This window comes from Pseudomonas sp. WS 5411, from assembly GCF_012985595.1.
Lineage (GTDB): Bacteria > Pseudomonadota > Gammaproteobacteria > Pseudomonadales > Pseudomonadaceae > Aquipseudomonas > Aquipseudomonas shahriarae.
Genome location: NZ_JAARMC010000004.1, coordinates 14,621 through 37,754, shown reverse-complemented (window position 1 = coordinate 37,754; position 23,134 = coordinate 14,621). Strand labels below are relative to the sequence as shown.

General features: G+C 62.1%; 22 protein-coding genes. 10 read left to right on the top strand and 12 right to left on the bottom strand.

Annotated elements, in window-relative coordinates; all coding sequences use genetic code 11:
* Positions 1–10: 10 nt before the first annotated feature.
* The gene (locus tag HBR93_RS09360) at positions 11–1,249 is read right to left on the bottom strand and encodes a methionine gamma-lyase (RefSeq protein ID WP_115128595.1); all 1,239 of its coding nucleotides are present in this window, start codon (positions 1,247–1,249) and stop codon (positions 11–13) included.
* A 123-nt stretch (positions 1,250–1,372) separates the two neighbouring features.
* Between HBR93_RS09360 and HBR93_RS09355 the strand changes: the two genes are divergently transcribed.
* Positions 1,373–1,843, top strand: a complete 471-nt coding sequence (locus HBR93_RS09355; RefSeq protein WP_032863716.1) for an Lrp/AsnC family transcriptional regulator — start codon at positions 1,373–1,375, stop codon at positions 1,841–1,843.
* Here the strand turns inward: HBR93_RS09355 and HBR93_RS09350 are convergent.
* Positions 1,809–2,348: a hypothetical protein gene (locus HBR93_RS09350; protein WP_169960177.1), complete on the bottom strand. Its 540-nt coding sequence runs from the start codon at positions 2,346–2,348 to the stop codon at positions 1,809–1,811. The genes HBR93_RS09355 and HBR93_RS09350 overlap by 35 nt on opposite strands.
* On the opposite strand from HBR93_RS09350, the gene HBR93_RS09345 reads away from it, so the two are divergent.
* Positions 2,328–2,846: a M10 family metallopeptidase C-terminal domain-containing protein gene (locus HBR93_RS09345; RefSeq protein WP_169960275.1), complete on the top strand. Its 519-nt coding sequence runs from the start codon at positions 2,328–2,330 to the stop codon at positions 2,844–2,846. The two genes, HBR93_RS09350 and HBR93_RS09345, sit on opposite strands and share 21 nt — an antisense overlap.
* A 3-nt stretch (positions 2,847–2,849) precedes the next feature.
* On the opposite strand, the gene HBR93_RS09340 is transcribed toward HBR93_RS09345, so the two are convergent.
* Positions 2,850–3,509 (bottom strand): histidine phosphatase family protein, encoded by a 660-nt coding sequence (locus HBR93_RS09340; RefSeq protein WP_222932492.1) that lies wholly within the window; start codon positions 3,507–3,509, stop codon positions 2,850–2,852.
* Between the two features lie 283 nt (positions 3,510–3,792).
* Here HBR93_RS09340 and HBR93_RS09335 point away from each other — a divergent pair, with 283 nt between their 5' ends.
* Positions 3,793–5,256: a hypothetical protein gene (locus HBR93_RS09335; protein WP_169960175.1), complete on the top strand. Its 1,464-nt coding sequence runs from the start codon at positions 3,793–3,795 to the stop codon at positions 5,254–5,256.
* Between the two features lie 39 nt (positions 5,257–5,295).
* Here HBR93_RS09335 and HBR93_RS09330 read toward each other — a convergent pair whose 3' ends face one another.
* Complete coding sequence (locus tag HBR93_RS09330; protein ID WP_115128593.1) at positions 5,296–6,378, bottom strand: SMP-30/gluconolactonase/LRE family protein; 1,083 nt, start codon at positions 6,376–6,378, stop codon at positions 5,296–5,298.
* Positions 6,375–7,061: a sterol desaturase family protein gene (locus HBR93_RS09325; protein WP_169960174.1), complete on the bottom strand. Its 687-nt coding sequence runs from the start codon at positions 7,059–7,061 to the stop codon at positions 6,375–6,377. Before HBR93_RS09325 ends, HBR93_RS09330 begins: the two co-directional genes overlap by 4 nt.
* A 286-nt stretch (positions 7,062–7,347) precedes the next feature.
* Here HBR93_RS09325 and HBR93_RS09320 point away from each other — a divergent pair, with 286 nt between their 5' ends.
* From HBR93_RS09320 to HBR93_RS09295, 6 genes are all read left to right on the top strand, one after another.
* On the top strand, positions 7,348–8,262 hold the full coding sequence (locus HBR93_RS09320; protein WP_057444288.1) for a substrate-binding domain-containing protein: 915 nt from the start codon (positions 7,348–7,350) through the stop codon (positions 8,260–8,262).
* Between the two features lie 63 nt (positions 8,263–8,325).
* Complete coding sequence (locus tag HBR93_RS09315; RefSeq protein WP_057960112.1) at positions 8,326–9,834, top strand: sugar ABC transporter ATP-binding protein; 1,509 nt, start codon at positions 8,326–8,328, stop codon at positions 9,832–9,834.
* Positions 9,800–10,792, top strand: a complete 993-nt coding sequence (locus HBR93_RS09310; protein WP_169960173.1) for a ribose ABC transporter permease — start codon at positions 9,800–9,802, stop codon at positions 10,790–10,792. The genes HBR93_RS09315 and HBR93_RS09310 overlap by 35 nt, the downstream gene beginning before the upstream one ends.
* A gap of 72 nt (positions 10,793–10,864) precedes the next feature.
* Complete coding sequence (locus HBR93_RS09305) at positions 10,865–11,944, top strand: alcohol dehydrogenase catalytic domain-containing protein (protein WP_057441625.1); 1,080 nt, start codon at positions 10,865–10,867, stop codon at positions 11,942–11,944.
* A gap of 2 nt (positions 11,945–11,946) precedes the next feature.
* Entirely contained in the window at positions 11,947–13,479 is a 1,533-nt protein-coding gene (locus HBR93_RS09300; RefSeq protein ID WP_169960172.1) for an FGGY-family carbohydrate kinase, read from the top strand.
* Positions 13,480–13,556: 77 nt separating this feature from the next.
* Positions 13,557–14,282, top strand: a complete 726-nt coding sequence (locus tag HBR93_RS09295; RefSeq protein ID WP_169960171.1) for an SDR family oxidoreductase — start codon at positions 13,557–13,559, stop codon at positions 14,280–14,282.
* Here the strand turns inward: HBR93_RS09295 and HBR93_RS09290 are convergent.
* Entirely contained in the window at positions 14,279–15,283 is a 1,005-nt protein-coding gene (locus tag HBR93_RS09290; protein WP_057441621.1) for a LacI family DNA-binding transcriptional regulator, read from the bottom strand. The genes HBR93_RS09295 and HBR93_RS09290 overlap by 4 nt on opposite strands.
* Before the next feature lie 50 nt (positions 15,284–15,333).
* Positions 15,334–16,197, bottom strand: coding sequence for a LysR family transcriptional regulator (locus HBR93_RS09285; RefSeq protein WP_057441615.1), 864 nt, complete (start codon positions 16,195–16,197; stop codon positions 15,334–15,336).
* A gap of 232 nt (positions 16,198–16,429) precedes the next feature.
* On the opposite strand from HBR93_RS09285, the gene HBR93_RS09280 reads away from it, so the two are divergent.
* A complete protein-coding gene (locus HBR93_RS09280; RefSeq protein ID WP_169960170.1) occupies positions 16,430–17,938 on the top strand; it encodes a M10 family metallopeptidase C-terminal domain-containing protein in 1,509 nt (502 codons plus the stop codon).
* Positions 17,939–17,994: 56 nt separating this feature from the next.
* Here the strand turns inward: HBR93_RS09280 and HBR93_RS09275 are convergent, their stop codons facing one another.
* Genes HBR93_RS09275 through HBR93_RS09255 form a run of 5 tightly spaced genes read right to left on the bottom strand, consistent with a single transcriptional unit; the run spans position 17,995 to position 23,134 of the window.
* Positions 17,995–19,398, bottom strand: coding sequence for an amidase (locus tag HBR93_RS09275; protein WP_169960169.1), 1,404 nt, complete (start codon positions 19,396–19,398; stop codon positions 17,995–17,997).
* Positions 19,395–20,669 (bottom strand): Zn-dependent hydrolase, encoded by a 1,275-nt coding sequence (locus tag HBR93_RS09270; protein ID WP_057960106.1) that lies wholly within the window; start codon positions 20,667–20,669, stop codon positions 19,395–19,397. The genes HBR93_RS09275 and HBR93_RS09270 overlap by 4 nt, the downstream gene beginning before the upstream one ends.
* 13 nt (positions 20,670–20,682) lie before the next feature.
* Complete coding sequence (locus HBR93_RS09265; protein WP_120733574.1) at positions 20,683–21,378, bottom strand: ABC transporter ATP-binding protein; 696 nt, start codon at positions 21,376–21,378, stop codon at positions 20,683–20,685.
* Positions 21,378–22,127, bottom strand: a complete 750-nt coding sequence (locus HBR93_RS09260) for an ABC transporter ATP-binding protein (RefSeq protein ID WP_169960168.1) — start codon at positions 22,125–22,127, stop codon at positions 21,378–21,380. Before HBR93_RS09260 ends, HBR93_RS09265 begins: the two co-directional genes overlap by 1 nt.
* A complete protein-coding gene (locus HBR93_RS09255) occupies positions 22,124–23,134 on the bottom strand; it encodes a branched-chain amino acid ABC transporter permease (RefSeq protein ID WP_115128584.1) in 1,011 nt (336 codons plus the stop codon). The genes HBR93_RS09260 and HBR93_RS09255 overlap by 4 nt, the downstream gene beginning before the upstream one ends.

The window sequence follows — 23,134 nt, the reverse complement described above, 5'->3', positions numbered from 1 at the left end:
CCCCCCATTTCTACGCGGAATGCGTCGCCGGTTTGCTCGCCGGTGCGCGTTTGACGCAATGCGCCAGCGCCTGCTCGATATCCGCCAGCAGGTCTGCGATATCCTCCAGCCCCACCGATAAGCGCACCAGTCCCTCGGCAATCCCGTGCTGGGCACGTTCCTCCGGGGTGTAGGTGGAGTGGGTCATGCTGGCCGGGTGCTGGGCCAGGGATTCGGCGTCGCCCAGGCTCACTGCGCGGCTGAACAGCTTGAGCGCGTTCATGAAGCGTTTGCCGGTGGCGATGCCGCCCTTGAGTTCAAAGGCAATCATGCCGCCCGACAGTTTCATCTGACGTGCTGCCAACTCGTATTGCGGGAAGGAGCGCAGGCCGGGGTAGGTCACCGACTCGACTGCCGGGTGGGCCTGCAAGGCCTCGGCCACGGCCTGGGCATTGCTGCAATGGCGATCCATGCGCAGGGCCAGGGTCTTGAGGCCGCGCATCAATAGAAAGGCGTCCTGGGGCGACAGTACGGCCCCGGTCAGGTCCTTCAAGCCCTGCAGGCGAATGCGCTGCGCCAGGTCATGGCGGCTGACGGCGATCCCGGCAGTGATATCGCCATGCCCGCTGAGGTACTTGGTGGCCGAATGCACCACCACATCCGCGCCCAGTTCCAGCGGGCGTTGCAGGTACGGGGTGCAGTAGGTGTTATCAACCACCATGGTCACGTTGGCTTGCTGGTGAGCGATCTTGGCCACGGCGGCAATGTCGATCAATTGCAGGTTGGGGTTGGCCGGGGTTTCGCAGTAGATCATGCGGGTCGCGGGGGAGAGTGCGGCGCGCAGGGCGTCGAGGTCTGCCAGGTCGACATGGCGCACCTTGATGCCGAACTCACCAATGCCATGGTGCAGCAGGGCGAAAGTACAGCCGTACAGGGTCTGGCTGACGATCACCTCATCGCCGGGGCGTAATAGGGTCCAGAAGGTCGCCGCAATCGCGCCCATGCCGGAACTGAATGCCACTGCGGCCTCGCCGCCCTCCAGGGTGGCCATGCGTGATTCCAGCAGCGCCAGGGTCGGGTTGGAAATGCGTGTGTAGAAGTGCCCGCTTTCTTCACCGGCAAAACACCCTGCGCCGTATTCGGCGGTCGGGAAGGCAAAGGTCGCCGACAGATAGATCGGCGGCACCAGGGCACCGTGATGGTCTTGCGCATCGTAGCCGTAGTGAATGGCACGGGTAGAAAAGCCGAATGTGTTGTGTTTATTGTGCATGTCGGACACTCCTTATTTCCTACAATGCTATGCTCATAACCGAGGCAGAACGTTGCCTACTTTGCCGAGAAAAGCCTGTGGCGAAGGATGAAATCCCATAAAAATAACAACTTGAGGCAAGACATGCCCAGCAGCCTGGACCGTACCGACAAAGCCCTGCTCAACGCCCTGCAAGGCAACGCTCGCCTGACCGTCGCCGAACTGGCCGAGCGCGTGTCCCTGACCACCTCGCCCTGCTGGCGAAGGGTCAAGAACCTGGAAGACAGCGGCGTGATCAGCGGCTACCAGGCGATCCTTTCGCCCAAAGCCCTGGGCTACGGGGTTACGGCCTTTGTCAGCATCATGATGGATACCCATTCCAAGGAAATCGCCCGGGCGTTTGAACAGCGGTTGCTGGACATCCCGGAAATCGTCGCCTGCCATAACGTGTCCGGCCGCTATGATTTTTTACTGGAAGTGGTGGCCAGGGACCTGGAGTCCTTCGGCGAATTTGCCCGTGAGGTGTTGCAGACATTGCCGTGTGTGAAGGAAATCTACTCGAGCTTTTCCTACAAGTCGGTCAGGCCGTTGCGGGTGATTCCGTTGCCGGGGTGATGAGGCGCTCATGGGCATTGCGCAAGGCCGTGGTGCTTTCCTGCCGGCTTAAGAGATAAATAGTATTTCTTGCTCCGCTGTGACCCTTCAAGCCCATACGGTACTGCCGGATGCTAAAGGGCAGGGGGGCGATGTCTGGTTTGTAAGCAATGATAAAGATATGTCCTTGCCCAAAGCCCAGCTTGGTGATGCCGGTCGCCATACGATCATCCATGAACTGGGCCACGCAATGGGGCTTACGCACCCCGGCAACTACAACGGCATTCTCGATCGTTCGAAGATCGACTCCCATGAAGACTCTCAAAGCCATAGCGTCATGAGCTATAGGGGCGAACGCACGACCTATGCCAATCATGGGGGCTTTCGGGCGTCGGCTCCCCAGCTCGACGATATTTACGCTTACCAATCCAAATATGGCGTCAATCACCAGACCCGCTAAGACGACACCACGTATGGCTTCAATTCCAATACCGGTCGTGACTTCCTGAGCGTCAATACCAAGCACGACAAAATGGTCGCCGCCATTTGGGACGGTGGCGGCAATGACACGCTTGACTTCTCGGGCTACAGCCAAGACCAGAAAATCAGTCTTGAAGAGGGTACGTTTTCCGATGTGGATGGCCTAAAAGGCAACGTTTCCATTGCTTATGGCGCCACTATCGAGAATGCCAAGGGTGGGACAGGCAACGATTGGCTGGTGGGCAACGCCGCGAATAACGAACTGCGCGGTGGCGATGACAACGACTCCAGCGCCACGGCACCGGACCGGATCCAGGACTTTGTCAGCGGCGAGGACAAGGTTGACGTGTCAGGTATCAGGGCGCAGCTGGGTGATAAACCGTTGCAGTTTGTCAGCCGTTTTACCGGGGTGAGCGGTGAAGCCATCGTCGCCTATGACCGACAGTCGAACATGAGCACGTTGCAGATTTCGGGAAAACCCAACCAGCCGGCCTTTGTCCTGGAGGTGCAGGGAGAACTGCAGCGCAGCGATATCGTGAGCTGATCGCTAAAGGTGTCCAAGGGCGGTGGGCCAGTCCTGGCTGTTCAGTACACCCAGCACCTTGAGCTTGCCATGCGCATTGATTTGAACGAACAGTGAGCTGCCATATTCGGCGCCATCGGCGTGGGGGTAACCCAGCACCCGCTCCAGGTCACCGATGCATTCGCTGTGGGTGACCAGCAACAGGTTGCGCCCAGGGCGTTTGCGTACCGGCAGATCGTGGGCGAGGGCCGTGCCACATAAGGTCAAGCGGTCGGGCAATATCTGGGCATCGCCGAACATGAGTCGTGAGGTTTGCACGGTACGCGTGGTGGGGCTGCTCACCACATCGCTGTGGGACATGCCCAGGGCGTGGAACGCGCTACCCACGGCGACGGCCGAGACACCGCCGGGGCGGCTCAAGCCATCCGCAGGGCCCAGGCAGGGGTTGCCAGAGCGGTCGCAGCGTTCTTCATGGCGCACCAGTACGATCAGGTCGCCACTGCGCCAGGCCGCCAAGGCCCCCGAAGTGACCAGGCGATTGTCGATTCCCAGGTTCGGTGGCGTGGTTGGCCAGAGCATTGCGCCCATCACCACCAGGCACAGGGCGATGAGCGCAACGAAACGCAGCCATAACTGCTTGAAGGTTTTCGCCCGGCCCTCATCCGGGCAATTTATGTCAACCACACTCTTCACCCTGACACCTGAGATACAGCCGTTTGTGTTGCTGGGCAATTTAGGGGGCGGGGCGTGGTCGGCCAGTGAAAGCGATGTGAAAAAATTGCCTGGGTGGCTAGGGATAAGTCCCTCGCAACAAGGTCAGTTTCTCCTACAGCACTGATCACATCCTCCTTACATCTATTTGAAAAAATACTGTACATGCATACAGCATTATCCTACAGTCCATCCCAGGTGAACGGATTTCACCGCGCACCGACGCCACAATTTTTTAACTATGGATGGATAAAAAATGAAATCGAAAAAAGCCTTTATGCTGGGCGCGGCCATGGCGGCCTCCTGCTTCGTTTCGGCCTTTGCCCTGGCCGAACAATACCCTTCGCAAGCCCCAGCCAAACTGTCCGCCCAGGCAGTCAAGCAAGCGGTCGACCAGGTGCTTAAAGTGGGGGGCAAGGTCCAGTCGTCGAAATTGTCGGTCGAACTCAAGCAAAAACTCAAGGCGGCCAAGGCAGCCAAACCCAAGGCCCCGGCGAGCAAAGCCGCAGCCAGCGCTGCGCCCTTTGAGGCGGTGATCGGCGAGTTGCAAAAGCCGCAGCGGGATCAACTGCAAGGCGCGGCGATCGCGGCTTTTACCCCACAGTTCCCGACCCTGGATATCAACACCCTGTACACCCTCACCGGGGTAGAGACCGGGGCCGAAATAGCCTATCACTTCAACCTGCCGAAAAACGCTCGCATCCAGGTCCAACTGCTGAACCAGAGCGCCGGTACCGATATGTCGTTGAGCCTGTTCCATGACGATGGTCAGGGCAACCTGACGCTGCTGGGCACCTCTGATAACGCAGATAGCGCTGATGAATACCTCAACGGCGTGATGCCTGCCGGCGATTACTACTGGTACATGGTGGCCAAAGCCGCGAGCAATTCGCAGTTCAGTTTTGGCGTGGCGGTGGACAGCAATATCGACGCCTTCGAGCCCAACGACACCGCGCAAACCGCGTTCGCCCTGCCGGATGCCCTGAACCAGGTGACCGGCAACCTCGACAGCGTCAACGATGTCGATTACTTCGACTTCACCGCGCTGCGCGGCCAGGGTGTGGGCATGTTCCTTGGCGATGACGGCGAGGGCACCCGCGACCAGTGGATCTTCGAGCGCTTCGATGGCAACAATTGGGTGGTGATCCAGCCAAACAACACCTCCACCTACCCCAACCTCACGCCTGGCTACACCGTAAAGGTTCGGGTGCGGGCCAACCCGGCAGTGGCGCTCAACCCGCAGGCGCGATACCTCTTGTCTTTTGGCTCGGCGCCGCGACTGAACCAGAGCAATGTGAATGGCGATAACGTGGTGCGCATTCCCAGTTCGATCATGCAACTGGCTACTCAGGCTGCCCGTAGCCTGAGCTGGAGCACCCAATGGTCGGACAGCACCGGTGAGCCGTTGCGGGGTGTGACCCCGGTGCTGCGGGTCGACAAGCGCTTCGATAACACCATCAACTACCACTGGGTCAACTACGAGGCCAAGACCGGTATCACTGGCGCGGCCTCCGGCAATGTCGACCTGGGCACCTGCTCCGGCGATCTCAATGCGGTCTACCCGGACAGCTCGTCCGGCCAGACCTACAACTGGCGGACCTGGTTCAACATGGGCGGCTGGCGCATCGAGCTCAAAGAGTTCCCCGGTGTTGGCGTGGGCGGCAACATCACGCAGTACGTAAGCCTGGGGCATATCTGCAGCCAGACCATCGTGCGCTAACCGAAAACGGCTTGCCGGCGATCGCCGGCAAGTCGGCTTCTACAGCGCCAGTTTCAGTGGCAAGCGGGCCATGCTGGTGTTCTTCAGCGAGCCCAGGTACAGCCAGTCGCCATGTTCGCGCGCCGTGGTCACCGGCGAATAGTTGCCGGCACTGCCATCCTGCAAATTAGCGATCACCTGGCCATGCACGTCCAACCCCAGCACAAAGGCTTTGCGCTCCACGGGCTTGGGCAGTACCAGCAGCGCACGTACCACCATCTTGCGGACCGCCGGGTAACCGGCCAAGCCATCAAGCAGCGGGTTACGCGGTGAATACAGGGCTACCCAGAACCGATCCCGGCCGTTGAAAGTGAGGTTGTCCGGCAACCCTGGCAGGTTGTCGATAAACAGGTCATGGGTGCCCGCCTTGTCGCCCTTGAGCCAATAGCGACTGATGCGATAGGCCCCGGTCTCATTGACCAGCACATAGGCCTCATCCGGCCCCAGCGCCACGCCGTTGGCAAATTGCAGTTGATCGAGCAACACCTCGGTCTGGCCGTTGCTGAAGTCATAGCGCAACAAGCGGCCATCGCCACCATGCTCGATCACCGCCTCACCATCCTGGCCATAGCCCCAGCGGCTCGACGCGTCGCTGAAGTAGGCGTAGCGCCCGGCCGCATCCACCGTCACATCATCGGTAAAGCCGAAGGGCAGGCCATTGGCGCTGGTCGTCAGGCTGGCCAGTTTGCGCTGGCCGTCCAGTGCCAGCAGGCCCTTGACCCCGTCGGCAATGATCAGCCGCCCGTCCGGGTGTTGCGCCAGGCCCAGCGGCCGCCCCCCGGTATGGGCCAGCACCTCCAGGGTCTGGCTGTCGGGTGCGGTGCGGATGATCCGCCCGTCATGCAGGCCGGTGATCAGAAACCCCTCGGCATCCACCAGCAACGCTTCAGGCCCGTCGATGCCCAGGGCACCGATACGCTGGACGTCCTTCAGGCGCTGGTTTTCGCTGTAGGGCCCATCCTTCAGCGAGGGTGCCTTGGGTGGTGTCCAGTTGACCGGTTGCACCTGGGTGGGCATCAGCAGCAGGAAGGCCACGACGACGATCAATACCAGGAGCAGCAAGTGACGGATTTTTTGATTCATGGTGTGTCCCGAGGGGCTTTGGAGGGGGGCGTGACGGGCTCCCAGTGTAACGTGCCGAACAGATAGTCCATCAGCGGCAGCACAATGTTGAAGTTGCGCCCTTGCATCAACTCACGGCGGTGGTGCAACGCGTGGAGCTGGTGCATGTGCCGGATCCACGGCAGGCGTGCCAGGGGATGCTCGGGGGGCAGGTGTTCACAGGCATGGAAGGTTTCGTAGAGCAGGTAACCGAGGATCATACACCCGGCGAACAACCCCGCCACGTTGGGGTTTAACTGCTTGAGCAGCCACCAGGCGGGGAGGGTGATGGCCAGGCTGTGGACAACGATCAGCCAGGCGGGAAACAGGATCACCCGCCAGTCCCTGGGGCTGTCGTAGGTCATATGGCCAGGGGTGAAAAAACTGTGGTGATCGCCGGTGTGGCGTGCATAGAACAGCTTGGCGACAGCGTGTTTGTGATGGCCCAGGTGGCGGTGGACGAGGTAGATGCACAGGTTGAAGAACACCAGGGTCAGGGGGATGGTCAGCCATTCCCAGGCCTGAATGTGCTGGGTGCTGCCCCAGGCCAGGAGGATGCAGGACAAACCGTAGAGCAGTACAAAACCGGCATGCAGCCACGGGTTATAGCGTGGGTGGACAGCGGCACGGTAGCGTTCGCGAAAGGCCTCGGTGGGATGGGTCATGGCGTCGCTCGTTGTATTTTTTGTTGGTGAGTGAGCTTAGTCCGGCCTGAGGATTTTGCGAGCTGAGCTTGCCCCTGTGGGCGCTGGTTTGTCGGGTCGCCACATCGCTGCGATCGCGTTAGTAAGAACACCTCGGGTGCGCGCCTTAACGACCCACGCGAGCATGCCCGCCCCCACAAGGGATATCGCAAGGGGCTTGCACCCACCGCATTTCCTTGCTAGCTTCTGGCAAAATGTTAACGATAACATTTGCTCTAAAAATAAAAACAAAACAGAGAACCACGCCATGAAAATGCTTCGCAAAACCCTGTGTTTGTTGGCTTTAAGCATCTCCACCGTCGCCCTGGCCGACACCAAGCCTGCCCCCATGCGCATCGGCGCTTCCTTCCAGGAAATCAACAACCCGTACTTCGTCACCATGAAAGACGCCCTGCAAGAAGCGGCGGCGACCATCGGTGCGCAATTGATCATCACCGATGCCCGCCACGACGTGTCCAAGCAGGTCAGTGACGTGGAAGACATGCTGCAAAAGGGCATCGACATCCTGCTGATCAACCCCACGGATTCGGTCGGCGTGCAGTCCGCCGTCAAATCGGCCCACGCCGCGGGTGTGGTGGTGGTTGCAGTGGATGCCCAGGCCGAGGGGCCGCTGGATTCCTTCGTCGGCTCGAAAAACTTCGACGCCGGCTTCCAGGCCTGTGAATACCTGGCCAAGAGCATCGGCGACCAAGGCAATATCGCGATCCTCGACGGCATCGCCGTGGTACCGATCCTCGAGCGCGTGCGCGGTTGCAAGGAAGCCGTGGCCAAGCACCCGCAGATCAAGATCGTCAGCATCCAGAACGGCAAGCAGGAACGTGACCAGGCGCTGAGCGTGACCGAAAACATGCTCCAGGCCCAACCCACCCTCAAGGGCATTTTCAGCGTCAATGACAACGGCTCCCTCGGCGCACTGTCGGCCATCGAGGCCAGCGGCATGGACGTCAAGCTGGTCAGCGTCGATGGCGCACCGGAAGCGATCAAGGCCATCCTCAAGCCAGGCAGCAAGTTTATCGCCACCTCGGCGCAGTACCCCCGCGACCAGATCCGCCTGGCCCTGGGCATCGCCCTGGCGAAGAAGTGGGGCTCCCATGTCCCCGCCAGTATCCCGGTGGACATCGCCCTGATCGACCAGGCCAAGGCCAAGGATTTCAGCTGGTAAACCGTCCATGCCCCACGTCAATCGTGGGGCACAGGGCATCCTTCTGAACGAGAGGTCGGCGGTATGAGCAGTCTTTTGCAACTGGAAAATATCTGTAAGCGCTACCCCGGGGTGCAAGCCCTCAAGTCCATCAACCTGCAGGTGGAACGCGGCGAAATTCATGCCTTGCTCGGGGAAAATGGCGCGGGCAAATCGACCCTGATGAAAATCCTCGGCGGCGTCGAGCACCAGGATGAAGGGCGCATTCTGATTGACGGGCAGGCCCGGCACTTTGCGACGTATCGCGATGCGATTGCCGCCGGTATCGGCATTGTCTTCCAGGAGTTCAGCCTGATTCCCGACCTCACGGCCGTGGAGAACATTTTCCTCGGCCATGAGCTGAACAACCGCTTCGGCCTGCTGCGCAAGCGCGATATGCATGAGGCGTCCCAGGCATTGTTTCAGCGCCTGGGGGTGAGCATCGACCTGCAATGCCCGGTGCGGCGCCTGAGCGTGGCCGAGCAGCAGTTTGTCGAAATCGCCAAGGCCCTGGCCCTGGAGGCGCGGCTGCTGGTGCTCGATGAGCCCACCGCGACCCTGACGCCGAGCGAGGCCGAACTGCTGTTCGAGATCATGCGCGAACTCAAGCGCCAGGGCGTGGCGGTGATTTTTATCTCCCACCATCTGGAGGAGATCTTCCAGGTGTGCGACCGCATCAGCGTGTTGCGCGACGGCGGCAATGCCGGCGTCACCGACGTGGCCGACAGCGATATTGACCGCCTGGTGGAGATGATGGTGGGCCGCAAGCTGGAATGCAGTTTTCCCGCCAAACCCACCGCCGCGCGCGGGCCGCTGCTGCTGGAGGTCAGGGATATCCAGTTGCAACGCAATGGCCCCCACAACCAGTTCCACCTGCACCAGGGCGAAATCCTCGGCTTTGCCGGGCTGGTCGGTTCGGGCCGTACCGAGCTGGCACTGGGGATGATGGGCGCACTGCCGTCGGTGACCAAGGATGTGTGGTTGCGCGGCGCCAAAATCAGCCTCGACGACCCGGCCCAGGCGTTGGCCCACGGCATCGGTCTGTTGCCGGAAAGTCGCAAGAGCGAAGGCCTGATCACCGATTTCAGCATTCGCGAAAACATCTCCATCAACAACCTGCACAAGTACCAGGGCGCCAGCGGCCTGATCGACAAGGGCAAGGAGTGCGCCAGTGTCGAAGCGTTGATGCAGCAACTGTCGATCAAGGCGCCGAGCGGCGAAAGCCGGGTGTTCAACCTGAGCGGCGGCAACCAGCAGAAAGTGGTGATTGCTCGTTGGATCAACCATCACTGCGATGTGCTGGTGTTCGATGAACCAACCCGTGGCATCGACGTCGGCGCCAAGGCACAGATCTACGCGCTGATGCGCAAGCTCACCGAGCAAGGCTACGCAATCATCATGATTTCCTCCGAACTGCCGGAAATCATCGGCATGTGCGACCGCGTCGCCGTGTTCCACAAGGGCGCCATCGTCAAGGTACTGGAAGCGTCCGCCGTCAACCCACAAGAGGTCATGCGCCATGCAACAGGGGGCTCAAGTGAATACGTCCATTAACCGCGCAGGTACCCAGGGGTTACGGCTGAACCTGGCACGACTGGTGCGCTCGCCGGCGTTCTATCCGTTTATCGGGCTGCTGGTGGTCACGGCGGTGATGATCGTGGCCAGCGACAACTTCCTCACCGCCAGCAACCTGTCCAATATCGGCCGCCAGGTGTCGATCAACGCGATCATCGCGGTGGGCATGACCTGCGTGATCCTCACCGGTGGTATCGACTTGTCGGTGGGGCCGGTGATGGCCTTGTCCGGCACCCTGACCGCCGGGCTGATGGTCGCGGGCCTGCCGCCGGGCCTGGCGATTGGCGCGGGCCTGTTGATCGGCGTGGCCTTTGGTATCGGTAACGGGCTGTTCGTGGCGTACCTGCATATGCCGCCGATCATCGTCACCCTGGCGACCATGGGCATCGCCCGGGGTTTCGGCCTGATGTACACCGATGGCTATCCGATTTCCGGGCTGCCGGAGTGGTTTGGTTTCTTTGGCCGCCAAAGCCTGCTGGGCATCCAGGTGCCGATCCTGATCATGCTGTTCACCTACCTGATGGCCTACGTGCTACTGCAACACACACGCATCGGTCGCTACATCTACGCCATCGGTGGCAACGAAGAGGCGGTGCGCCTGTCCGGGGTGCGCGCGGCGCGCTTCAAGTTGCTGGTGTATGGCATCAGCGGCCTGACCGCAGCGATTGCCGGGCTGGTGTTGACCTCGCGCCTGATGAGTGGCCAACCCAACGCCGGCATCGGTTTCGAGCTGGATGCGATTGCCGCGGTGGTCCTGGGCGGCGCCTCGATTGCCGGTGGGCGCGGGGTGATTGTCGGCACCTTGCTCGGCGCCATGCTGTTGGGCGTGTTGAACAACGGCCTGAACATGCTCGGGGTCTCGCCCTATGTGCAGAGCGTGATCAAGGGCGCAATTATTCTGCTGGCGATCTTTATCAGCCGTCAGCGCCACAAGTAAAAAAACCAGCACCTCGACGCGGCCGCCGTGGCCGCGACGGGCTCTCTCATCTTCAATAAAGGTCAGTACATCATGGAAAAGCACAGCCAAATGCAAGCCGTCGTCTGCCACGGCCCGAAAGACTACCGCCTGGAGCGCATCAGCAAACCCCTGGCGCGGCCCAATGAACTGGTGATCCGCATTGCCGCCTGCGGGATCTGCGCCAGTGACTGCAAATGCCACTCGGGCGCGGCGATGTTCTGGGGTGGCGACAACCCGTGGGTCAAGGCGCCGGTGGTGCCGGGGCACGAGTTTTTCGGTTACGTGGAGCAAGTGGGCGAGGGCGCCGAGGAGCACTTTGAGGTCAAGGTCGGCGACAAGGTCATCGCCGAGCAGATCGTGCCCTGTGGCAAGTGCCGCTTCTGCAAGTCCGGCAAGTACTGGATGTGCGAAGTGCACAACATTTTCGGCTTCCAGCGCGAAGTGGCCGAAGGCGGCATGGCCCAGTACATGCGCATCCCCAAGACCGCCATCGTGCACAAGATTCCCGAGTCGGTGTCCCTGGAGGATTCGGCGTTGATCGAGCCCATGGCCTGCGCGATCCATACGGTCAACCGTGGCGACCTGCAACTCGATGACGTGGTGGTGATTGCCGGTGCCGGCACCCTGGGCCTGTGCATGGTCCAGGTGGCTGCGCTGAAGACCCCGAAAAAGCTGGTGGTGATCGACATGGTCGACGAGCGCCTGGAGCTGGCGAAAAAATACGGCGCCGATGTGGTGATCAACCCGGCCCGTGACAACGCCCGCGCGATCATCAATGGCCTGACCGACAACTACGGCTGCGACGTGTATATCGAGACCACTGGCGTGCCGGCCGGCGTGACCCAGGGCCTGGATTTAATCCGCAAGCTGGGGCGGTTTGTCGAGTTCAGCGTGTTCGGCGCCGAGACCAGTGCCGACTGGTCAATCATCGGTGACCGCAAGGAACTGGACGTACGCGGCGCACACCTGGGGCCGTATTGCTACCCGGTGGCCATCGACCTGTTCGAGCGCGGCCTGGTGACGTCCAAGGGCATCGTCACCCACGACTTCCCCCTGGATAACTGGGCCGAAGCGTTCGACCTGGCCAACTCGGTGAAGTCGATCAAGGTGCTGCTCAAGCCGGGGCAATAAGTATGAAATACGTGATTGGCGTGGACATTGGCACCCAAAGCACCAAGGCGCTGTTGGTGGATGGTGAGGGTCGGATCATTGCCCAGCACAGCCAGGGCTATCGCGTGGACACGCCAAAAGTGCGCTGGGCCGAGCAGTGGCCGCAGGTCTGGCTGGACGCGGTGGAGGCCTGTGTGGCCGGGTGCATGGGCAAGGCCGGGGTCGTCAAAGAGCAGGTCAAGGCGCTGTGCATCAGCAGCCTGTACGGCGGCTCGGGGATAGCCGTGGATGCGCAGATCAAGCCGCTGCACCCATGCCTGATCTGGATGGACCGCCGCGCCGGCGAGCAGGTGGCCTGGGTCCGCGAGCAGGTTGACCTGGAGCGCCTGTTCGCGGTCACCGGCAACTCCCTGGACAGCTACTACGGCTTCACCAAGATGCTCTGGCTCAAGCAGCACCAGCCCGACGTCTGGGCCAACACCCGCTACCTGCTGCCGCCCAACAGCTATATCAATTACTGCCTGACCGGTGAGGTGGCGGTGGATCACAGCAGCGCCGGCAATATCGGCGGGGTCTATGATGTGGCCGCGCGCGGCTGGTCCGTCGAGATGCTGGCGGCGCTGGATATCCCGTTGGCAATGATGCCCGAGCGCTTGCTGTATTCGGGCGAAGTGGTGGGCGGTTTGCTGCCGGAATGGGCTAGGCGCCTGGGCCTGGCGCCGGGCATGCCGGTGCTGGCCGGTGGCGTCGATGCGGCGATGGCGACCCTGGCGGCCGGCGTCACCCGGCCGGGCAACCACGTGGCGATGATCGGCACCAGCATGTGCTGGGGCTACCTCAACCAGCAGGTGGATGCCCGCCATGGTCTGGTGAGCATGCCTCATGTCTATAACGGCCAGCAGGACCTGTACATCTTTGGCGGCGCGATTACTGCCGGTGCCTCGGTAAGCTGGTTTCGCGAGCAGTTCTGCCAGGCCGAGGAGCAACAGGCCCAGGCCACCGGCCAAGACAGCCTGTGGCTGCTGGAGCAGCGCGCGCGCGCGATCCCGGCGGGCAGTGAAGGGCTGTTGTTTTTGCCCTACCTGATGGGCGAGCGCAGCCCAGTGTGGGATGACCAGGCCAGCGGCAGCTTTGTCGGCCTGAACCTGTATCACAGCCGCATCCACCTGTACCGCGCGGTGCTCGAAGGCGTGAGTTTTGCCCTGCGGCACAATATCGAGGCGGGCATGCGCGGTGCCCATTCCCTGGACCCACGGTTGATCGTGGTGGGCGGCGCGAGCCATTCGGATTTGTGGATGCAGATTATCGCGGATGTCACCCGCTACCCGGTGTACACCATCGTCCAGGAAGTGGAGGCGGCGCTGGGCGCAGCGTTGTTGGCGGCGCACACGGTGGGGCTGGTGGATAAGGCGCAAATGGACAAAGGCTGGGTGCAGTTGCAGCTGCGGGCCGAGCCGGGGGCTGAAAATGTGCAGGCATACGACCGCGCTTTTGCCGACTACCTGAGGCTGTATCCGGCACTCAAACCGATCATGCACAGCCTGCAAATGAGTTAAGTGAACACAGACCAAGATTTGGGAGCAGGCAAGCCAGCTCCCACAGGGGTTCTCCATTGCATTCGAGACCGTAATCCATGACCACCACCTTCGACTTTAGCCACCAGCGCATCCTTGTTACCGGCGCCACCAGCGGTATTGGCCGGGAAATCGCCCTGCAACTGATCGCCAGCGGCGCCCAGGTCTTTGCCATTGGCCGCGACGCCCACGCTCTGTCCCAATTGGGTTGTGCAACCCTGTGCCTGGACATCGCCGACAGCGCCGCCCTGGACCTGGCCCTCAAGGGCTTGCCGCCCATGCACGGCCTGGTCAATTGCGCCGGGATCTCGCGCCTGGAACCGGCAGCGGCGATCAGCAGCGCCGCCTTCGACCACGTGATGAACGTCAACGCCCGCGCCGCCGCGCAAGTCGCCAGCCGGGTAGCGGCGGCGATGATCGCGGCAGGTATCGCCGGCAGTATCGTCAACGTTTCCAGCCAGGCCTCGTTGGTGGCGCTGGAGGATCACCTCGGTTATTGCGCGTCCAAGGCTGCCCTGGATGCGATCACCCGTGTGCAATGTGCCGAATGGGGACGTTTCGGGATCCGCGTCAACAGCGTCAACCCTACCGTGACCCTCACGCCGATGGCGCAACAGGCCTGGTCCGACCCGGCCAAACGCGACCCGGCCCTGGCGGCGATTCCCCTGGGGCGTTTTGCGCAGCCCCGGGAAGTGGCGTTGCCGGTGCTGTTCCTGTTGAGTGAGGCCGCGAGCATGATCAGTGGGGTCAGCCTGCCGATTGATGGCGGCTACACCAGCCGCTAGCCGTTCTCCAGCTTGCCGGCGATCACCACCTTGTCCCGGGGTTTGTGCGGGTCTTGCAGGCGGTCGAGCAACAGGCGCACTGCACTGCTGCCGGCCAGCGACGCATCGTGGGCCACGCAGGCAATCGGCACGCCGAAGATATCGGCAAACGGCAGGCGGTCGATGCCGCAGATGGTCAGGCTGTCGTGGGGGATATTGTGCATGCGCAAGGCGCGCAGGGCGCCGAGGGTGATCAACTGGTTGAAACCCATGATCGCCTCCGGCGCGGGGTGCGCGGCCAGGTAGTCGAGGGTGTGCAGGTAGGAGGGCATCAAGGTGTAGTCGCCGGCGCACACTTCGACCTGCACCTGGGGGTGCTCGGCGAGCACTTCGCGCAGGCCCTTGAGGCGCTCCACGGTGATGCGTGAATGCTGCGGCCCGGTCAGTACCAGCAGGCGCTTGAGCGCCGGGTTCTGGCGCAACAGGTACTGCGCGGCCTCGATCCCGCTGTGGTAGTTGTCCAGCACCACGCGGCTGAACGGGCTGTCGTGGATCGTGCGGTCGAGCAGCACCACCGGGGTCTTGCCGTTGCCCAGGCGCTCCAGGTAATCGGGCTGGTAGTCGGGCTCGTCGGAGACCGGCGACAGGATAATCCCCGCCACGCGATAACCCAGCAGGGTATCCACGGCCTTGCTTTCCAATTCTTCCAGCTCGTCGGTGTCCACCAGCATGATGGTGTAGCCGTGCTTTTTCGCCTCGCGGGAAATCGCCTTGATCATTTCGCTGTAGAACGGGTTGTCCACCGACGCGGTGATCACCCCGATGATCAGGCTTTCGCTGCGCTTGAGCCCGCGAGCAAAGGCGTTGGGCACATAGTCCAGCTCGCGCGCCACCTCAAGGATCCGCGCCAGGGTGGCGGGCTTGACCAGGTCAGGTTTGCTCAACGCCCGCGACACCGTGATGGTGGTCATATTGACGCGTTTGGCGATGTCGCTGATGGTGACGGATTTTTTCTTGTTCATCGGCAGGTGGGACCAGGAGAAAACATCAGGAGGCTACCATGGGCATCGGTTCAAAGCACCGGATCCCAACGCTGTGACCAATCGCTCTCGGCCTTGACCACCCCGCGCAGCAGCACCAGGGCCTGCTGCAGGATCGCCGAATCACGCTCACGCGAGTACACCAGGTAGGTCGGGAAACTGAACTCCGGGGCCTTGGGCACGCGCTCCATCACGCCGCTTTCGAGATAGCTCTGCACCACCCGCGTGCGGAAATAGCCGCTGCCACCGTTCTCCAGGATGTACTGCAAGGCCAACGGCCCCAGGTTGAAACTCACAGCCGCGCGGGCCTTGTCCGGCAGGGCGGCGTCGTGTTGCTGGCGAAAGCCCGCGCCCCAGTCGATATACACATAGGGATCGGGGCGGGTGGCCAGGCGCACCAGGATCAGTTTTTCCTCCAGTACCTGCTCCACTTGCAACCCCGGCCAGTACTGCGGCTGGAACACCAGCGCCGCATCCAGCACCCCCAGTTCCAGCTGGCGCAACAGGTACTCCCCGTCACGCACTTCGGTGCGCAGCGCATGGCTGGGGATGTGTTCGCGCAGGGCCTTGGCCCAACCGAGGATCAGCGGGTTGCACAGGCTGACTTCGCCGCCGATATGCAACACATTGCGATAGCCCTCGGGTAACGGCAGGTCGCGGCGTGCGGCTTCCCAGGTTTGCACCAGTTGATTGGCATACACCACGAATGCCTCGCCATCGGCCGTCAACCGCGCCCCGGCGCGGTTGCGCACAAACAGGGTGCTGTCGAGCTGGCTTTCGAGTTTTTGCACCCGGGCGGTGATGGCGGTCTGGGTAACGTGCAGTTTCTCGGCGGCAGCGGCCAGGCTGCCGCAACGGGTGATTTCCAGGAAAGTGCGTGCCAGTTCGATGTCCATGTCGGCTCCGAGGCAGGAGCGAGCGTGCTCGCGAAAAGTGTCAACGATACCACGCACCTCTTCGATGAGTGCGTTGCTCCAGGGCTCAGCGCGTGCGCGTGGGCTCACGCTTTCCTTAAGGAAAGGCCTATGTCTGCTCGCTGTGTGCAGGGCTAGTTTGGGATGTGCCCAGGCGGGCTCGTCCCCCGGCATTTCTCACCACTTCACTGCACCAGTGAAAAGGAGACGCAACATGTCGACTTCAACAACGTTTAACCTTTCTCCCTTTGCCAGCAATACCGTGACTCACTTGGATCGTGTCCTTCACCACGATCAACGCGGTGGCGAACGCACAATCAACGGCAAACCTTCATATACCGTCGAGCAGGCCGCCGATGAGATAACCCGTGACAATTCTCGTTGGCACGATACCAATGGTGATGGAAAAACTGATGTCACCTACCAGTTTCGAACGACGGCCGGGCCGTTTTTTCGGGCATTGGGCCTGAGTGGGTTCAGTGAATTCAATCAGGCCCAGAAGGATTCAGCGCGGCAGGCCATGGACCAATGGTCGGATGTGGCGAATGTGCGCTTCACCGAACAGGGTCAGGGAGCGGTGAGTGAGGGCAATATCAACTTTGGAAACTTCAATGAAAGCGCTGACGGCAAAAACGCTTTCGCGACGACGCTGCCTTCTGAAACGACACAGCGATATCTGGCGGCAAACCCGCGTATTCCACGGTTCGGTGCAGCCTCTGAAATATGGCTGGCCGGATCGGATGAGGTCCATACAGCCCCCAGCCATTCCAACGACGGGCACAGAACCACCGCCCACGAACTGGGGCATGCCCTGGGGTTGTCGCACCCGTTCAGAAGCCTTCCTACAGGTTCGAGTTACGCGACGGCTACCTACGCGGAGGACTCCAGCGGGCATAGCATCATGAGCTACTGGAGTGAGCAGCATACTGGCCAGTCCTTCGTAAAAAACGGCATCAACTACCAGCCCTCTACACCGATGGTGGATGACATGGCCGCCATCCAGAAACTCTACGGGGCGAACCACGAAACCCGGACGGGCGATACCACCTATGGCTTCAACCCCAATGCCGACCGTGAGGCTTATCGTTTGAGTTCATCCAGAGACGCTCCGGTGTTTACAGTCTGGGACGGTGGTGGTGTAGACACGCTGGATTTTTCTGGGTTTAGCGATAATCAGGTGATCAATCTCAACGAGGGCGCACCGTCGGATGTCGGCGGGATGAAAAAAAATGTATTCATTGCCAAGGGCACGACCATCGAAAACGCCAAGGGTGGGGCGGGAAACGATATTTTTATCAGCAACCTTACCCAGAACATATTGACTGGCGGCGGTGGCAGGAACTCCTACCTGTTCTTGAATGCGCAGCAATCGACACCGCAGAGTCCTGATCGAATCACCGACTTCGTGTCGGGCAAGGACAAGATCGACGTGTCCAACCTGCGGGCGACGGGGCCAGAGGCTACTTATGTGGATGAGCGTGACGTTTCAGTGGTTGATGAAGCGCTGCATGGAGTTGAATCAGCGCCGAGGCGTGACATTGCGGAAAAACCCATGAGGTTCGTCAGCCGGTTTACCGGTGAAGGTCGACAGGCCATTTTGGAGTACGACGCTCAAGCCCATCAGTCCACGCTGCAGATTGACCTGAACGGTGATCGTCGCGCCGACTTCCTGCTCAAGATTGATAGTGAGCAGCCTTTGAAGGGCTCCGATATCAAAGCCTAATCCCGCAGCAACCTGTAGTCGGAGCCGGTCAGCCGGCTCCTGCAGGTGATCGCGTTTCAGGTGGGCGTATGCGGTACTTGCAAATGCTGGGTCGGGAACGCCCTGGCATACGCCTGGCACACCCGCAGCACCTGCTCATCGGCAAACCGCGCACCCACCACATGCAAGCCCACCGGCAAACCATTGGCCGCCAGCCCGCACGGCACCGAGGCCGCCGGTTGCTGGGTGAGGTTGAACGGATAGCTGAAAGGCGTCCACTCCATCCACTCGCACAGCCCGGAGCCCGGTGGCACGTTATGCCCGGCGTCAAAGGCGGTGATTGGCAGCATCGGCGAGACCAGTAGGTCGTAGTGCTCATGGAACGCCGCCATGCGCGCCACCAATGCCGCCCGGGCCTCCAGGGCGGCGCTGAAGTCGGCCAGGCCGAGGCGTTCGCCCTGTTGCGCAATGCGCAGCAGGCCGGGGTCGAGCAGCTCGCACTGGGCGTCGGTCAACTGCCCGGTCAGGCGCGCCGCGCCGGCACACCACAGGGTACTGAACACCTCCAGCGGATCGCTGAAGCCCGGGTCGATCTGTTCGACATGCGCTCCCAGTTGCACCAGGCCCGCGACCGCTTGGGCGACCACCTCGGCCACCTGCGGATCGACGTCCACGTAACCAAAATCCGGGCTGTAGGCGATGCGCAGGCCCTTGAGGTCCGTGCCCGGCTTGAGCCATGGCGTGTTGCGCGGCGCGCCGATCAGGCCGTCCCGGGCATCCGGTTGGGCCACGGTTTGCAGCATCAGCACTGCATCTTCCACGGTGCGGGTCATCGGCCCCAGGTGCGAGAGGATCGTCATCGAGCTGGCCGGCCATTGCGGTACGTAGCCAAAGGTCGGCTTGATCCCGAAGGTGCCGGTAAAGGCGCAGGGAATGCGGATCGAGCCGCCAGCATCGCTGCCCTGGTGCAACACGCCAAGGTTCAGCGCCGCCGCTGCACCCGCGCCGCCGGACGAACCACCGGCTGTGGTGCGCGTGTCCCAGGGGTTGCGGGTGATGCCGTACAGCGGGTTGTCGGTGACGCCTTTCCAGCCGAATTCCGGGGTGGTGGTCTTGCCCAGCAACACGGCGCCGGCCTTGCGCATAAACGCCGAAAACGGCGCGTCAACGTCCCACGGCCCGGTGGCGGAGGAGGTGCGTGAGCCCTTGCGTGTGGGCATGCCTACCGTCAGGGTCAAGTCCTTGATCGACGCCGGCACCCCGTCCAATGCCCCGCAGGGCGCGCCCTTGAACCAGCGCTGCTCCGAAGCCCGTGCGGCGTTCAAGGCGCCCTCGGGGTCGACATGGCAGTACGCGTTGACCACCGGGTTGTAGCGCTCGATGCGCAGCAGAGTGTCTTCGGTCACTTCCACCGGCGACAGGCTCTTATCCCGGTAGCGTGCCAGCAGTTCTACAGCCGTCAGGTTGGCGATCTGCGTCATGCTGCTTCACCTCCCTGTTGCGCGGCATTGACCATGGCCCGCAGCAGCACCGCGCAGCCGGCGGCCAAATCATCCGGCGCGGCGTTTTCGATTTCGTTGTGGCTGATACCGCCTTCGCACGGCACAAAAATCATCCCGGCCGGGCCCAGTTCAGCGACAAAAATTGCGTCGTGCCCGGCGCCGCTGACAATGTCCATGTGGCTCAGGCCCAGCACCTGGGCAGCATCGCGCACGGCGTTGACGCAGGTCGGGTGAAAGTCCAGCGGCGGGAAGTCGGCGGTGGGCGTCAACTCATAGCTCAAGCCATGCTGCTTGGCTGTGGCTTCGATCACTTCACGCACTTCATCGACCATGGCCTGCAGCTTGTCGGCATGCAGGTGGCGCAGGTCGATGGTCATCTGCACTTGGCCGGGAATCACGTTGCGCGAGCCCGGATGCAGGGTCAGGCAGCCGACCGTGCCACAGGCGTGGGGTTGCTGTTGATGGGCAATGCGGTTGACCGCACTGACCACCTGCGCGGCACCCACCAGGGCGTCCTTGCGCAGGCGCATGGGCGTGGGGCCGGCGTGGGCCTCGACGCCGGTGAAGGTCAGGTCGAACCACTTCTGGCCCAGGCAGCCCATGACCACGCCGAGGGTGATGGCCTGATCTTCGAGGACCGGGCCCTGTTCGATATGCGCCTCGAAGTAGGCGCCCACCGGGTGCCCGAGCACCGCACGCGGGCCGGCGTAGCCGATGCGCTGCAGCTCGGCGCCCACCGACAGACCTTGCTCATCCTGCTTGTCGAGGGTTTCCTGCAGGTCGAATTTGCCGGCAAACACTCCCGAACCCATCATGCACGGCGGAAAGCGTGAGCCTTCCTCGTTGGTCCACACCACCACTTCAATCGGCGCTTCGGTTTCCACGCCCAAGTCATTCAAGGTGCGGATCACTTCCAGGCCGGCCATCACCCCATAGCATCCATCGAACTTGCCGCCGGTGGGCTGGGTGTCGATGTGGCTGCCGGTCATCACCGGTGGCAGGTTGGGGTTACGCCCGGCGCGGCGGGCAAAGATATTACCGATCGCATCCACGCTGACGCTGCACCCGGCCGCTGTGCACCACTGCACAAACAGGTCGCGGGCCTGGCGGTCGAGGTCGGTCAGGGCCAGGCGGCATACGCCGCCCTTGGCCGTGGCGCCGAGTTGGGCCAGGTCCATCAAGGATTGCCACAGGCGGTCGCGGTTGATCAGCGGGGCGTTGCTCTGGAGCGGTTGCGCAAAACTATTCATCAGCAGTCTCCGGTCAGGCACTCAGGGCCAGGTAGCGGTTCTTGATCGTCGGGTCGGCGCGAAACGCCTCGGCGCTGCCTTCGTAGACCACGCGGCCCTGTTCGAGTACGTAGTGGCGGTCGGCGAGCTTGTCGCAGACCAACAGGTTCTGCTCCACCAGCAGCACTGGCAGGCCGTCGTCCTTGATCTTGCGCAGGATCTTCACCAGTTCGTCGACGATCACCGGGGCCAGGCCCTCGGTGGGTTCGTCGAGGATCAGCAGCTTGGGATCGTTGAGCAGGGCGCGGGCGATGGCGAGCATCTGCTGCTCGCCACCGGACAACGCATGCCCGGCGTTTTTGCGCCGCTCCTTGAGGCGCGGGAACATCGTGTACACGTCCTCCATCTGCCAACGGCTGGTTTTGCGCACGGCGATGCGCAGGTTTTCCTCGACCGTAAGCAGGCGGAAAATCCCGCGGTTCTCCGGCACCAGCGCTAATCCCTGTCGGGCAATTTCAAAGATTTTCTGCCCCACCAGCGGTTTGCCGTTGAAGTGAATCTGCCCCTGGCGCGGGCAGATAATCCCCAGGATGCTGCGCAGGGTGGTGGTCTTGCCGGCGCCGTTACGGCCGAGCAGGGTCACCAGTTCGCCGGGATTGACAGTCAGGGACACGCCCTCGAGGACGTGGCTCTTGTCGTAGTAGGAATGGATATTGTCGACGGTCAGCATCAGGCGGCCTCCCCCAGGTAAGCACTGCGCACGCGTTCGTCGGCGCGCACGAATTCCGGTGTGCCCTCGACCAGGATCTGCCCGTGGCTCATCACAGTGATGCGTTGGCTGATGGACATGACGATGCTCATGTTGTGCTCGATCAGCAGCACCGTATGGTCGCGGCCCAGGTCGCTGATCAGTTGGGTCATGATTGGGATGTCGTCGATGCCCATGCCCGACGTGGGCTCGTCGAGCATCAACAGCCTGGGCTTGGAGCAGATCGACATGCCCACCTCCAGCACACGCTGCTGGCCGTGGGACAGCTCGCCGGCCAGGGTCTCGGCGCGGGCGGTAAGTTGCAGACGCTCCAGGACCTGGTCGGCCATCTCCAGGTGTTCACGCTTACTGTCCACGCGGCGCCAGAAGTTCAGGGCGCGTGCGCCGTCACGGCCCTGGGCGGCCAGGCGCAGGTTTTCGCGCACGCTGAGGTTCTGGAACAGGCTGGTGAGCTGGAACGAACGCGCCATGCCCAGGCCGACACGGCTGTGGGCCGGCTTGCGCATCAGGTTCTGGCCGTCGAAATGAATCGCCCCGGCGGTGGCCTGGCGTTCGCCGGTCAGGCAGTGAAACAGGCTGGTCTTGCCGGCGCCGTTGGGGCCGATAATGGTGTGGATGGTGCCGGCTTCGACCTTGAGGTTGACGCCGTTGACGGCATGGAAGGCGCCGTAGGCCAGTTCCAGGTCTTTGGTTTCCAACAGGATGCTCATAGCAGCTCCTCCTTGGTCACGGCGGCGGCCTTGCGGCTGCCACGCACACGTTCGAACAGCGCCGACAGGCCGCCCCACAAGCCTCCGCGCATAAAGATCACCACCAGGATCAGGATCACCCCCAGCAGCATCAGCCAGCGCGGCCACAGATCGGAGAGAAAGTCCCCCAGCAGCACGATGGAACCGGCCCCCAGCAGCGAGCCGAACAGCGAGCCGGTGCCGCCGACGATGGTCATGATCAGGATGTTTTCCGACATCACCAGGTCGATGTTGGACAGCGGCACAAAGTGCAGGAGCATGGCGTACAGCGCCCCGGCGATCCCGGTGACCGCGCCAGACAGCACAAACACCAGGATCTTGAAGTGGCGCGTGTCGTAGCCGATGGCCGAGGCGCGGGTTTCGTTTTCGCGGATCGCCATCAGCGTGCTGCCGAACGGCGAGGCGATCACCCGGCGCGCGCCGATAAAGATCAGTAGGAACAGCACCGCGACAAAGCCATAGAACACCCGGGCGTCGGCCAGGGACAGCAGCACTGTGTCACCGATACGGATTTCCGGGCGCGGCACACTGAGCAGGCCGTTGTCGCCACCGGTCCAGTCGCTCAGGGTGTAGGCCAGGAAGTAGGCCATCTGGCTGAAAGCCAAGGTCAGCATCACGAAATAGATGCCGGTGCGGCGGATCGCCAGGGCGCCCACCAGGAAGGCCAGGAACCCGCCGACCAGGGCTGCGCCGAGTAGCGCGCTGAACAGGCCCAGTTGCAGGTGGATCATCAGCAAGGCGGCGCAATAGGCACCGGCGCCGAAGAAGATGCCTTGGCCGAACGACAGCAGCCCGGTGTAGCCCAGCAACAGGTTGCAGGCCAGGGCGGCGAGGGCAAAGATCAGGATCTCGGTGGCCAGGGTTGCCGAGGGCAGGATCAACGGCAGGCCGATCAGTACCGCCAGCACCCACAGCAACATGGCCTTGGATTGAGTTTTAGCAAACGGCAGGGGATTTTTCTCGCTCAT